This is a genomic window from Micromonospora sp. NPDC048898, assembly GCF_043198035.1.
Taxonomy (GTDB): Bacteria; Actinomycetota; Actinomycetes; order Mycobacteriales; family Micromonosporaceae; genus Micromonospora.
In genome coordinates, this window is the sequence record NZ_JBICUF010000001.1 from 338,635 (window position 1) to 351,855 (window position 13,221).

Here is a 13,221-nt window from a genome sequence, read left to right on the forward strand (position 1 = left end):
TCACGGGCCCACCCCCGGCTTGGTCAACTGCAACCGCACCGAGTCGGCCACGTGTCGGTCCACGGCCAGCACCTCGACCAGGGCCCGGGGCTCCGTCTCGTTGTCCTCACCGTCGGCGCCCTCGGGCAGCAGGCTGATCTCCAGCCGGTCACCGACCTCCGGCACCCGGCCCAGCTCCCGCATCACCAACCCGGACAGGGTGTCGTACTCCGGGGCCTCGGGCAGCGCGATGCCGGTGCTGTCGGCGACCTCGTCGATCCGCCAGCGGGCCGGCACCACCCACGACCCGTCGTCCTGCCGGGCCGGCGCGCGGTCCGGCGGGTCGTCCTCGTCCCGGATCGGGCCGACCAGTTCCTCGGCGATGTCCTCCAGGGTGATCACCCCGGCGAAGCCGCCGTACTCGTCGACCACGCACGCCATCTGCCGGTGCCCGGACCGCAGCCGGTCCAGCACCGTGGGCAGGGCCAACGTCTCCGGTACGAGCAGCGGCGGCCCGGCCACCGCGCTCACCGGTGTGGTGGCCCGCTCCGCCGGGGGTACGCCGAGCACGTCGGCGATGCCGACCACGCCGAGCAGGTCGTCGACGCCCTCCGCACCGCGCACCGGGAAGCGGGAGTGGCCGGTGTCCAACAGCTCGACCACCCGACTGACCGGCTCGTGCGCCCGTACGGTGTGCACGTCGACCCGGGGCACCATGGCCTCACCGGCGGTCAGCTCGCGGAAGTCCAGACCTCGGTCGAGCAGCGTGGACATCTCGGCGTCGAGGCTGCCCTCCTCGCGGGACTCGGCGATGATCTGTTCCAGGTCCGCCGGGGTGGCGCCACTGGGCAGCTCCTCGATCGGTTCGATGCCGATCCGGCGCAGCAGACGCACCGATGCCCGGTCGAAGAGGTGGATCACCGGCCCGGCGACGGCCAGGTAGAGCAGGGTGGATCGGCTCAGCGCCCGGGCCAGTTGCTCGGCTCGGGCGATGGCCAGGTTCTTCGGGGCCAGCTCGCCGAGCACCATCTGCACGACGGTGGCGATGACCAGGGCCAACGCCACCGACAGCGGCAGGCTTACCGACTCGCTGACGCCGGCCACGCCGAGCAGGTCGGCGAGGCCACCGCCCAGGTACGGCTCGGCGACGTAGCCGACCAGCAGGGCGGTGACGGTGATGCCGAGTTGGGCGCCGGAGAGCACGAAGGAGAGCCGGCTGGTGACGGTCAGGGCCCGGGCGGCGGCCTGGTCGCCGTCGTCGGCGAGCTGGCGCAGCTTGCCCCGGTCCACGGCGACGTAGCCGAACTCCTGCGCCACGAAGTAACCGGTGGCGGCAGTGAGAAGAATGATCAGAAGAAGGCCGACGACGATCAGCACGGGTCGCTCAGGGCTCCCGGGGTCGTCGGGACGGGGAGATGCCGGGCACGACCCGGCTGGCTACTGCTGCCCTCCTGGGCAGAGGAGTCGATCATGCCGCTATTTTATCGGCGCTGACTGGGACTCCGCTGGGGGTGGGCCGAAGGAGCAGCAACGTCCGGTTCGCCCGCCGTCACGCCGCTCCGGTCGACCCGCCACCCGAGCCGTGTTCGGCCAGCTCATCGGCATCGAGCAGACTCCGGTCCAGCCGCCCCGACCGGTACGCGGCCCGCCCGATCATCTGCGCCGAGACCGGCGCGGTCGCCAACTGGAAGACCGCCACCAGCGCGACCATGCCCAGATCCGCCGGAGACCGCAGGCGCAACGCGATGCCCAACAGCAGCAGGAGCACCCCGAGCACCTGCGGTTTGGTGGCCGCGTGCATCCGGGACAACGCGTCCGGGAAACGCAGCACGCCGATCCCGGCGGCCAGGCCGAGCAGCGCACCGGCCACCAGACAGGCGGCACCGAGCCAGTCCGCGATCGTCGCGATCACTGCTGCTCCCGGACGGCGAAGCGGACGATCGACACCGAGCCCACGAAGCCGAGCAGGGAGAGCACCACCAGCACGGGCAGCGTGGTGGCATGCCGGTTGACCGCCGCCTCGGCGCCCACCGCGCCGACCATGGTGGCGAGCAGCATGTCCGCCGCGATCACCCGGTCGACGAGCGACGGGCCACGGTAGAGGCGGGCCAGCGCGAGGAGCGCGGTCACCGACAGCAGGACGGTAAGGACGACGGCCAGGAACGTGGTCACGGGCTGGTACCCCTCTCGGATTCGTCGGTCTCGACGCGGCGCAGTTCGACGCCGGAGCCCACCGCGCGGATGATGCGTCGTTCGACGGTGCGGGTGCGTTCCCGGGCCGCGCCCAGGTCCGCCGGCCCGTGGGTGTCGAGCACGTGCAGGTAGAGCGTCCCGGAGTCCCGGTCCACCTCCAGGATCAGCGTGCCCGGCACCAGCGAGACCGCCTCGGCGGTGAGCGCCAGGTTCAGGTCGGTGGGCACCCGCAGCCGGACCGCGATGATGGCCCCGCGCGGCCGGTAGCCGGGCTGCACGGCGATCCGGGCGACGTGCAGGCTCGCGCTGACCAACTCCACGGCGAACCGCGCCGCGAACACCAGCAGCCCCCGCAACCGCAGCCGACCGGCGAAGCTGACCGCCGGCAGCGGGAAGAAGGCCAGCACCGCGCCGCCCACCAGCACACCGCCTGCCGCGTTGGCCCAGTTGACGTCACCCCAGAGCAGGTTCCAGACCACCACCAACCACCCGAGCGCCGCCGTCTGGTCCCGCCAGCGCCCGAGCCGGCCGCGCCCCGACGCCGGCGGCCCGGCGGCGTCGCGGGCCGACTCGGAGGGGCCGCTCACGGCACGCCGTTCGGCAGCACGGCATCGACGTACGGGGTACGCAGGCGCAGGTCGGCGGCCGCGTCGGCGGTGACGTCGAAGAGCGGACCGGCCAGCACGGTCAGCGCCAGCCCGAAGGCGACCAGGGCCACCGTGGCCCCGACCATCAGCTTCGGCAACCGGACGGCCGGCTCGCTGGTGGCCAGTCGCGGCGCGCGCCAGAAGGCGATGTTCCACACCCGCGACGCCACGTAGAGGGTGAGCAGACTGGTCAGCGTGCCCGCCGCGACCAGCGCCCAGGGCAGCGGACCGCCGACCGCCACCCCGGCCTGGAGCAGGCCGAGCTTGCCGAGGAACCCGGAGAACGGCGGCACCCCGGCGAGGTTCATGGCCGGGACGAAGAACAGGACACCGAGCAGCGGCGCCACCCGGGCCAGCCCGCCGATGCGGCGCAGGTCGGTGCTGCCCGCACGCTCCTCGACCAGCCCGGCCACGAGGAACAACGTGGTCTGGATGGTGATGTGGTGCACCACGTAGAAGATCGCGCCGGAGAGCCCGGCGGCGGTGCTCAACGCCACCCCGAAGATCATGTAGCCGATGTGGCTGACCAGGGTGAACGAGAAGAGCCGCTTCAGATCGGACTGGGCCACCGCGCCGAGGATGCCGATCACCATGGTCAGCCCGGCGACGACCATGAGCAGCACGTCGGCGTGCCCACCGGGAAACAGCAACGTCTCGGTGCGGATGATCGCGTAGACGCCCACCTTGGTGAGCAGACCCGCGAAGACGGCGGTGACCGGGGCCGGCGCGGTGGGATAGCTGTCCGGCAGCCAGGCCGACAGCGGGAAGACCGCCGCCTTGATCGCGAAGGCCAGGAGCAACATCAGCTCCAGGGCCAGTCGTACGCCGTCGGGCAGGTCGTCGAGGCGCCGGGCGAGCTGCGCCAGGTTGAGCGTGCCGGTGGCCGCGTACACCAGGCCCACCGCCGTCAGGAAGATCATCGAGGAGAGGATGCTGACCACCACGTACGTCGACCCGGTCCGGATCCTGGCCTCGGAGCCACCCAGGGTGATCAGCACGAAGCTGGCGGCCAACAGGATCTCGAAGCCGACGAAGAGGTTGAACAGGTCACCCGCCAGGAACGCGTTGGTGACGCCCGCGGTGAGCACCAGGTACGTCGGGTGGAAGATGACCACCGGTGAACTCTCCCCGGTCTCGCTGCGCCCCTGGCCGATCGAGTACAGCAGCACGCAGAGAGTGACCGCCGACGAGACCACGAGCATCAGCGCGGCGAGCTGGTCGGCGACCAGCACGATCCCGAACGGTGCCGGCCACGCCCCGACTGCCACCACCACCGGCCCGTGCCGGTACGCCTGCACCAACAGCAGCACCGCCACGGTGAGGGTGCCGCCCAGGCACAGCACGCTCACCAACCGCTGCAGGCGGGGCCGCGCGGCCAGCAGCAGGGTCAGCGCCGCACCGAGCAGCGGCACCACCACCGGCAGCGGCACCAGCGTGCTCATCACGCCTCCTCCCCGCGGCGCAGTCGGCGGCGGGCAGGCTCGGGATCGACCTGCTCCGGGTCGTCACCCGGCCCCTCCCCGCCGAGGTCGGCGGTGCCCGACTCGTTCCGAACGGCCCGACGGATGATCTTCTGGTCCTCCAGGTCGTCGGGCACCTCGTCGTCGCCGGTCAGATACCAACTGCGGTACGCCACCGCGAGCAGGAACGCGCTCAGCCCGAAAGTGATCACGATGGCGGTCAACACCATCGCCTGCGGCAGCGGATCACTCATCCGCTCGATCGGGCCGGTCCCGACGATCGGCGCCGCACCGGGCCGCCCGCCCAGCAGGATCAGCAGATTCACCCCGTTGCCGAGCAGGATCACCCCGAGCAGGATCCGGGTCAGGCTGCGCTCCAACAGCAGGATCACCCCGCACCCGACGAGCACCGCGACGGCCAACACCAGCACCAGCGTCGGCCCCGCGCCGGTCGCCGTCACTGTTTCGCCCTTGTTCGCGACTGCGGGGCGCGCAACCCCGGCGCGCTCCTCGCGCTCACGGCCGCTCACTCTTGTCGACGGCCAGGCCGCCGGTGGCCGTCCCGGTGGCCTCGATGTGCCGGTCCACCTCGGCGCCGAGGCTGCGCAGGATGTCCAACACCAGCCCGATCACGACCAGGTACACGCCGATGTCGAAGAAGAGTGACGTGACCAGGTGGGCGTCACCGACCAACGGCAGAGACCAGTCGACCTTGGCGCTCTCCAGCACCGACCCGCCGACCAGCAAACCCACCACGCCGCTGCCCACCGCCACGGCCAGTCCGGCGCCCAGGATCACTCCGGCGCCGATCGGGGCCGCCTCGGTCAACTCGTACCGGCCGCCGGCCAGATAGCGGACCACCAGGGCGAGACCCGCCACCAGACCGCCGGCGAAACCGCCCCCCGGCGCGTTGTGCCCGGAGAAGAGCAGGAACAGGGAGAACAGCAAGACGGTGTGGAAGATCAGCCGGATGACCACCTCCAACACGATCGAACGGCGTTCCTCGTGGAGAGTGGGGCCGCCCCGTAGCCACACCGGCCGACCGGGTCGATTCACCCGCGCATCCGACCCGGGCCGACGCGGTCGCGGCCCGGTGCGGGACCGCTCGAAGATCAGGCTGGCCACCCCGGTCGCGGCCACCACCAGGACCGCCAGTTCGCCCATCGTGTCCCAGGCCCGGATGTCGACAAGTGTCACGTTGACCACGTTGCGGCCGTACCCGTGGGTCACCGCCAGATCCGGAAAGGCGGCGGAGATGTCCGGTGCCCGGCGGGCACCGGCGGCGGTCAGGGCCAGCCCGGCGGCCACCACGCCCACCGCCACCCCGATGACCCGGCGGGTCCACCGGCTACGGCGCAGCGGGCGGGCCGAGAACCGCTGCGGCAGGCGACGCAGCACCAGCACGAAGACCGCGATCGTCGCGGTCTCCACCAGGAACTGGGTGAGCGCCAGGTCGGGTGCCCCGTACAGGACGAACAGCATCGCGGTGCCGTAGCCGGTCATCCCCACCAACAACATCGCGGTCAACCGACGGCGGGTGCCGACCGCCAACACCGCGGCCACCGCGATCACCAGCACGACCACCGGTTGGAGCAGGTTGTCCCAGAGCGGGAGCCGGGCCCGCCACGGGCTGGCGGAGAGCATCGCCGCACCGGGCACCAACACGAAAGTGACCAGGATGATGCCCAGATACTGCGGCAGGGAGCCGCGCTGCGTCGCCCCGGTGACCTCGATGGCCAGCCGGTCGAACCGGCCCACGAGCCACTCGTACCCCTGGTTGCCGCCCACCGGCGAACGGAGCCGGGCCAGCACCGGGGTGAGCGGCCCGCGCACGGCGAAGAGCAGGCCACCTCCGGCGAGCGCCAGCGCGGACAGGCCGAGCGCCGGGGTCGGCCCGGACCACAGCGCCAGGTGCGCGTCGACCCCACCGAGCAGATCGGCGTACGGGCGCAGCAGGTCGTCCAGCACACTCGCGGCCGGGCCGGCGAGCAGACCGAACCCGGCCAACACCGCCGGCGGCACCAGCAGCGACGCGGCGATCGGGCCCGGTCGGGCCGGTGCCACGCCCGGGCGGTCGGCGAACGCTCCCCAGAGAAAACGTGCGCTGTACGCGACAGTGAGCACCGTCCCGACGACCAGACCGGTGAGGAGCACCGGCTGGTCGGTGAACGCCCCGAACACCGCCTCCTTCGCGACGAAGCCGACAAGCGGCGGCACACCCGCCATCGACGCCGCGGCCAGCACCGCGACCACGAACAGCGGTGTCGACCAGTGCCGCAGCCCGGACAACCCGCCCAGGTCACGGGTGCCAGCGCCGTGATCGATGATGCCGACGACCAGGAACAACGCCGCCTTGAACAGGGCGTGCGCCAGGAGCATCGCGGTGCCGGCCAGGGCGGCGTCCGGGGTGCCGGAGCCGGTCACCGCGACCAGCAGGCCGAGCTGACTGACCGTCCCGTACGCCAGCAACAGCTTCAGATCGGTCTGCCGCAGCGCGGCCCAACCGCCGAGCAGCATGGTGGCCACACCGGCGATCTGCACCACCGGCCGCCACGGCCCGACCGTGGCGAGCACCGGCGCGAGCAGCCCGACCAGGTAGACGCCGGCCTTGACCATGGCGGCGGCGTGCAGGTACGCGCTGACCGGCGTCGGCGCCGCCATCGCGACCGGCAGCCAGGAGCTGAACGGCAGCACCGCCGACTTGGACAGCGCCCCGGCCAGGATCAACAGCACGGCGACCACGAGGTACGCGCCGCCGGGCGGTGGCTGGGCGGCGATCGCCGACCAGCGGTAGGTGCCGGCGTGTTCGCCCAGCATGATGAACCCGACGAGCATGGCGAGCCCGCCCAGCGTCGTGACGGTCAACGCCTGCGCCGCCGCCCACCGACTGGCACGCCGCTCGGTGCTGTGCCCGATCAGCAGGTACGAGAAGATGGTGGTCAGTTCCCAGCCGACATAGAGCAGCAGCAGATCGTCGGCGAAGACCAGGACGAGCATCGCGCCGGCGAAGGCGACCAGGACACCGACGTAGCGGGCCAGTCCGCTCGACCCGGCGTGGAAATAGCGGGCGCTGTAGACCAGCACCAGCGCGCCGACACCCCCGATCAGCAGCGTCATCAACCAGGACAGCGTGGTGAGCCGGAACGCGAGGTCGAGGCCCAACTGCCGGATCCACGGGTACGTCTCGACCACCGCCCCGCCGTCGCCGACGGCCGGGGTGTGGGCCAGCGCCCAGCAGAACGCGGCGGCCGGTGCCAGCGCCAGCGGGTAACACGCCCGTCGACCCCACCACCGGACGAGCAGGGGTGCGACGAGGGCCCCCACGAGGTGAAGGACGAGCAGTACCAGCACCTGCGCTCCCGATCGAGGTGGCCAGCGCCCGTGAAACAGGCCCTAGCAGCGATCAGACGTCAGTTCGTCGCCCACCGTGCCGTTTTGCTGGAATTCATCCATAAAGACCGGACCGCCGCCCCCGCCCGCAGGCACCTGACCCAAGGCCACCCCGGCCCGGCGACGCCGTTGCTCAAGAGACGTGCGTCATCCGCGGCGGCGCTTCTGACACAAACGTCAGCGTGGGATTGCGGGTGGGGTGGGTCAGCGGTGTAGGGCGTTGTTGCGGGGGTGGGGGTTGTCGGGGATGGGGCGGTCGTGGCGCAACTCGGCGAGCAGGTCGACGCGGCCGAGTTGGCGTGCGACCCGGTCGACCACCCGTTCCGCGGCGGCCAGCGACCGCACCGACAGCAACCGACCCCGGCTCTCCCGGCGCAGCACGAAATAGTGGACGGCGACGCGCACCTGGCCACGATCGGCGGCGCTGGCCTGGGCGGTGCACAGGACCAGCTCCCGCAGGCAGTGGGCGAGGCGTTCGGCGAGCTCAAGCTCGGGGCCGTGCAGGCCCGCGCGGAGGGCCGCAAGGTGACTGTCGACCTTGCGAATCAGCACGTCGGTGCCGGGTTCGACGGTGTGCTGCTCGCCGGCCATCAAATCCCCTCACCCCGGTTCGCGTTGGCAGTGAAGTTACTTTATGTTGCTCCTCAGAAGCAAGCAGTTAAGTGAGACTTAACGTATTAAGCGCACGTTCCATGCTTTTTGCTTTTGTCCGGCACATTCCACTGTCGGCCGGTCGTCGTTGTCGTACGGGCGGGGCAGGATGGACCGGTGACCGGGGCAGACGCAGACACCGGCGCGGTGCTCGCCGGCTTCGGCCCGGCCACCCGCGCCTGGTTCGAGGCCGCCTTCGCCGCGCCCACCGCCGCCCAGACCGGCGCCTGGCGGTCGGTCGCCGCCGGCCGCAGCGCCCTGGTTGTCGCACCCACCGGTTCCGGCAAGACGCTCGCGGCCTTCCTCTGGTCACTGGACCGGCTGGCCCGCGAGCCCGCGCCGGCCGAGGCACGCCAGCGGTGCCGCGTGCTCTACGTCAGCCCGCTCAAGGCCCTCGCCGTCGACGTGGAACGCAACCTGCGCGCCCCGCTCGCCGGCATCCGGCAGGCGGCCACGAGGCTGGGTGTCGCACCCCCCGACATCACCGTCGGCATGCGCACCGGCGACACGCCGGCCGACGAGCGGCGCGCCTTCGCCCGCACCCCACCGGACATCCTCATCACCACGCCCGAGTCGCTGTTCCTGCTGCTCACGTCCGCCGCCCGCGACTCTCTGCGCGGCATCCAGACGGTGATCGTCGACGAGGTGCACGCGGTGGCCGGCAGCAAACGCGGCGCCCACCTCGCCCTCTCCCTCGAACGCCTCGACGAGCTGCTGCCCGCGCCGGCCCAGCGCATCGGCCTCTCCGCCACCGTCCGGCCGATCGACGCCTGCGCGCAGTTCCTCGGCGGCGCCCGCCCGGTCGACGTGGTGCAGCCGGCCACCCCGAAGACCATCGAGGTCAGCGTGCAGGTCCCGGTGGAGGACATGACCCGCCTGGACGAGCAGGAGCAGCCACCGGAGGACGACCTGGGCGGCCCCGGGCCACGCCGCGCGTCGATCTGGCCGGCCGTGGAGGAGCGGGTCTTCACCCTCATCGGGCAGCACCGCTCGACAATCGTCTTCACCAACTCCCGCCGCAGCGCCGAGCGCCTCTGCGCCCGGCTCAACGAGCTGGCCGCCGAGGCGGTGGCCACCGAGGCAACGGCCGACGACGCGGGGGCCTCCGCGTGGGCAGAGGGCGCGATCGGCGTACCCGAGGGGTTGTCGGCGGGCGACGACCCGGCGGCCGACGGCGGCCCGGTGCCCGGCGCGCAGCGGTGGGGTGGTCCCGCCGGTCCACTGCGCAACCGGCCGCCGGCCGAGGTGCTGGCCCAGTCCGGTGCGGCCACCGGCGCGGCGCCGGTGATCGCCCGCGCCCACCACGGCAGCGTCTCCCGGGAGGAGCGCAAGCACATCGAGGAGGCGCTCAAGTCCGGCCAGCTCCCGGCCGTGGTGGCCACCTCCAGCCTGGAGCTGGGCATCGACATGGGCGCGGTCGACCTGGTGGTGCAGATCGAGGCGCCGCCGAGCGTGGCCGCCGGGCTGCAACGGGTCGGCCGGGCCGGGCACCAGGTGGGTGCGGTCTCCCGTGGGGTGGTCTTCCCCAAGCACCGTGGCGACCTGCTCTCCTGCGCGGTGGTCGCCGAGCGGATGACCGACGGCGCGATCGAGGAGTTGCACTACCCGCGCAACCCACTGGACGTGCTGGCCCAGCAGATCGTCGCGATGGTGGCCCTGGAGCCGTGGCCGCTCGGCGACCTGGCCGTGCTGGTCCGGCGGGCCGCGCCGTTCGCCGAGCTGCCCGACTCGGCGTTGCACGCCGTACTGGACATGCTCTCCGGCCGTTACCCGTCCACCGCGTTCGCCGAGCTGCGTCCCCGGCTGGTCTGGGACCGGGCCACCGACCTGCTCACCGGCCGTCCCGGCGCGCAGCGGCTGGCGGTGACCAGCGGCGGCACGATTCCCGACCGGGGGCTGTTCGGGGTCTTCCTGGCCGGCGCGGAACGGGCCGCCCGGGTCGGCGAGCTGGACGAGGAGATGGTCTACGAGTCCCGCGTCGGTGACGTGTTCCTGCTCGGTTCGTCGTCCTGGCGCATCGAGGAGATCACCCCCGACCGGGTGCTGGTCTCGCCCGCCCCGGGGCAGGCCGCGCGGATGCCCTTCTGGAAGGGCGACCAGCTGGGCCGGCCGGTGGAGCTGGGCCGGGCCATCGGTGCCCGGGTGCGCACCCTGCTACGCCAGAGCGACGAGGCGGCGCTTGCCGCGTTGCGCGACGGTGGGCTGGACGACTGGGCCGCCGGCAACCTGATGGCCTACCTGCGCGAGCAGCGGGAGGCCACCCGATCGCTGCCCGACGACCGCACCATCGTGGTCGAGCGGTTCCGCGACGAGCTGGGTGACTGGCGGCTCGCCGTGCACAGTGTCCTCGGTGCCCGGGTCAACGGGCCGTGGGCCCTGGCGGTGGGCCGCCGGCTGGCCGAACGCTACGGGGTGGACGCCCAGGTGATGCCCTCCGACGACGGCATCGTGGTGCGCCTGCCGGACACCGCCGACGAGCCGCCCGGCGCCGACGTGGTGGTCTTCGAGCCGGACGAGATCACCCAGCTGGTGGAGGAGTCGGTCGGCACGTCCGCGCTGTTCGCCGCCCGCTTCCGCGAGTGCGCCGCCCGGTCGCTGCTGCTGCCCCGCCGTGATCCGCGCCGCCGCCAGCCGCTCTGGCAGCAGCGGCAGCGTGCCGCGCAACTGCTCGACGTGGCCCGTGAGTACGCGGACTTCCCGGTCACCCTGGAGGCCGCCCGGGAGTGCCTTCAGGACGTCTTCGACCAGCCGGCGCTGGCCGGGTTGATGCGTGACCTGGCCAGCCGGAAGGTGCGGCTGGTCGAGGTGGAGACCAACGCGCCGTCGCCGTTCGCGCGGTCGCTGCTCTTCGGCTACGTCGGCGCGTTCCTCTACGAGGGGGACGCCCCGCTCGCCGAGCGGCGCGCCGCCGCGCTCGCCCTGGATTCCACGCTGCTCGGCGAGCTGCTCGGCCGGGTCGACCTGCGCGAGTTGCTCGACCCCGCCGTGCTCGCCGAGACCGATCGGCAGCTGCGGTGGCTGACCGAGCAGCGCCGCCCGCGCGATGCCGAAGACGTCGTCGAGTTGCTGCGGGTGCTCGGTGACCTGAGCGACGCCGAGTTGACCGAGCGGGGTGTGCCGGAGACCTGGCTGACCGAGCTGGAGGCCACCCGCCGGGTGCTGCGCGTCCGGATCGCCGGCGAGCAGCGCTGGGTGGGCGTCGAGGACGCGGCCCGGTTGCGCGACGCCCTCGGCGTGGCGTTGCCGGTGGGGGTGGCCGAGGCGTATCTCGCCCCGGTGGCCGATCCGCTCGGCGACCTGGTGGCCCGCTACGCCCGCACGCACGGGCCGTTCGCCGCGGCCAGCTGCGCGGCCCGCTTCGGGCTGGGCGTGTTCGTGGTCGAGCAGGCGCTGCGCCGGCTCGGCGCCACCGGGCGGGTGGTCTCCGGGGAGTTCACCCCCGATTCGGCCGGCGCCCAGTGGTGCGACGCCGAGGTGCTGCGGATGCTGCGCCGCCGCTCGCTCGCGGCGCTGCGCCGGGAGATCGAGCCGGTGCCACCGCGCGCGCTTGCCACGTTCCTGCCCCGCTGGCAGCAGGTCGGTTCGTCCGCCCGAGGGGTGGAGGCGCTCGCCGCGACCGTGGAGCAGTTGCAGGGCGCGGCAGTGCCGGCGTCCGCCCTGGAGCGGCTGGTGCTGCCCGGTCGGGTCGCCGACTACTCCCCCGCCCAGCTCGACGAGTTGTGCGCCAGCGGGGAGGTGCTCTGGGCCGGGTCGGGGGCGATCTCCGGGGGCGACGGCTGGGTCACCCTGGCGTACGCGGACGCCGCGCCGCTGCTGCTCCCGCCACCGGACGAGGCGTTGACCCGCACCCCGCTGCACGACGCGGTGCTCGACGCGCTCGGTGACGGGCAGGCGTTGTTCTTCCGGCCGCTGGCCGACCGCGTCGGCGCGACCGACGACGCCGCCCTGACCGGGGTGATCTGGGACCTGGTCTGGGCGGGGCACCTGACCAACGACACCCTCGCCCCGTTGCGCGCGGTGCTCGGCGCCGGCGGGGCACACCGCTCGCGGCCGTCCGCGCCACGCACCCGCTACCGGCGGCCCGGTCGGGTGGCGCTGCCCACCCGGGGCGGCCCGCCGACCGTCGCCGGTCGCTGGTCGCGCCTACCGGAACGGGACGTCGACCCGACCCGCCGCGCCGCCGCGCTCGCCGACGTGCTGCTGGAACGGCACGGGGTGGTCACCCGGGGTGCGGTGATGGCCGAGCAGGTGGTCGGCGGTTTCTCGGCGGTCTATCCGGTGCTGTCGGCGCTGGAGGAGCGCGGTGCCGCCCGCCGGGGCTACTTCGTCGAAGGGTTGGGGGCGGCGCAGTTCGCGGTGCCCGGTGCGGTGGACCGGCTGCGCGCACTGGCCGAGCCGATGGACGGCACCCGAGGTCGGGGCGCACCGGCCACCGTGCTCGCCGCCACCGACCCGGCCAACCCGTACGGCGCGGCTCTGCCCTGGCCGGAACGGGTTGTCGACTCCGGCGACGGTGCCGTCCCGGCGACCGGGCACCGGGCCGGCCGCAAGGCCGGTGCGCTTGTGGTGCAGGTCGGCGGTGACCTGGTGCTGTACGTGGAACGCGGCGGTCGGACACTGCTGTCCTTCAGCGACGACACCGACACGCTCGCGGTGGCCGGCAAGGCGCTCGCCGACGCCGTCCACTCCGGCGCGTTGGGTGCGTTGTCGGTGGAGCGGGCCGACGGGGAGGCGGTGCACTCCTCGCCGCTGCGCGACGCGCTGACCGCCGCCGGCTTCCGGGCCACCCCCCGTGGCCTACGCCTGCGCGGCTGACCCGCCACCCACCCGCCGTTGAGGAGGGGTCCAGCTCTCGCCCGGCCGGCCGGGCAATGCTTGGGGGGCGATGCCGCGGAGACCCT

At 73.1% G+C, this 13,221-nt stretch carries 9 protein-coding genes; 1 reads left to right on the forward strand and 8 read right to left on the reverse strand.

Annotated elements, in window-relative coordinates:
* The 8 genes from ACGFIQ_RS01665 to ACGFIQ_RS01700 form a co-directional block, all read right to left on the reverse strand.
* Positions 1 to 1,356, reverse strand: coding sequence for a hemolysin family protein (locus tag ACGFIQ_RS01665; protein WP_393237704.1), 1,356 nt, complete (start codon positions 1,354 to 1,356; stop codon positions 1 to 3).
* A 172-nt stretch (positions 1,357 to 1,528) separates the two neighbouring features.
* On the reverse strand, positions 1,529 to 1,888 hold the full coding sequence (gene mnhG, locus ACGFIQ_RS01670) for a monovalent cation/H(+) antiporter subunit G (RefSeq protein WP_357073270.1): 360 nt from the start codon (positions 1,886 to 1,888) through the stop codon (positions 1,529 to 1,531).
* Positions 1,888 to 2,151 carry a monovalent cation/H+ antiporter complex subunit F gene (locus ACGFIQ_RS01675; RefSeq protein WP_393237707.1) on the reverse strand — a complete coding sequence of 88 codons (264 nt, stop codon included), beginning with the start codon at positions 2,149 to 2,151 and terminating at the stop codon, positions 1,888 to 1,890. The genes mnhG and ACGFIQ_RS01675 overlap by 1 nt, the downstream gene beginning before the upstream one ends.
* Complete coding sequence (locus tag ACGFIQ_RS01680; RefSeq protein WP_393237710.1) at positions 2,148 to 2,759, reverse strand: Na+/H+ antiporter subunit E; 612 nt, start codon at positions 2,757 to 2,759, stop codon at positions 2,148 to 2,150. The genes ACGFIQ_RS01675 and ACGFIQ_RS01680 overlap by 4 nt, the downstream gene beginning before the upstream one ends.
* On the reverse strand, positions 2,756 to 4,261 hold the full coding sequence (locus ACGFIQ_RS01685) for a Na+/H+ antiporter subunit D (RefSeq protein WP_393237713.1): 1,506 nt from the start codon (positions 4,259 to 4,261) through the stop codon (positions 2,756 to 2,758). Before ACGFIQ_RS01685 ends, ACGFIQ_RS01680 begins: the two co-directional genes overlap by 4 nt.
* Positions 4,261 to 4,740 (reverse strand): Na(+)/H(+) antiporter subunit C, encoded by a 480-nt coding sequence (locus ACGFIQ_RS01690; protein ID WP_393237715.1) that lies wholly within the window; start codon positions 4,738 to 4,740, stop codon positions 4,261 to 4,263. The genes ACGFIQ_RS01685 and ACGFIQ_RS01690 overlap by 1 nt, the downstream gene beginning before the upstream one ends.
* A gap of 55 nt (positions 4,741 to 4,795) precedes the next feature.
* Positions 4,796 to 7,630: a Na+/H+ antiporter subunit A gene (locus ACGFIQ_RS01695; RefSeq protein WP_393237718.1), complete on the reverse strand. Its 2,835-nt coding sequence runs from the start codon at positions 7,628 to 7,630 to the stop codon at positions 4,796 to 4,798.
* A gap of 243 nt (positions 7,631 to 7,873) precedes the next feature.
* Positions 7,874 to 8,260, reverse strand: a complete 387-nt coding sequence (locus ACGFIQ_RS01700) for a hypothetical protein (RefSeq protein ID WP_393237721.1) — start codon at positions 8,258 to 8,260, stop codon at positions 7,874 to 7,876.
* 177 nt (positions 8,261 to 8,437) lie between these two features.
* Here ACGFIQ_RS01700 and ACGFIQ_RS01705 point away from each other — a divergent pair, with 177 nt between their 5' ends.
* A complete protein-coding gene (locus ACGFIQ_RS01705; protein ID WP_393237724.1) occupies positions 8,438 to 13,135 on the forward strand; it encodes a DEAD/DEAH box helicase in 4,698 nt (1,565 codons plus the stop codon).
* Positions 13,136 to 13,221: the final 86 nt, after the last annotated feature.

Coding starts and splice junctions, on each gene's coding strand:
- ACGFIQ_RS01700 (WP_393237721.1), bottom strand. CDS start 8,260: ATGGCCGGCGAGCAGCACACCGTCGAACCCGGCACCGACGTGCTGATT.
- ACGFIQ_RS01685 (WP_393237713.1), bottom strand. CDS start 4,261: ATGAGCACGCTGGTGCCGCTGCCGGTGGTGGTGCCGCTGCTCGGTGCG.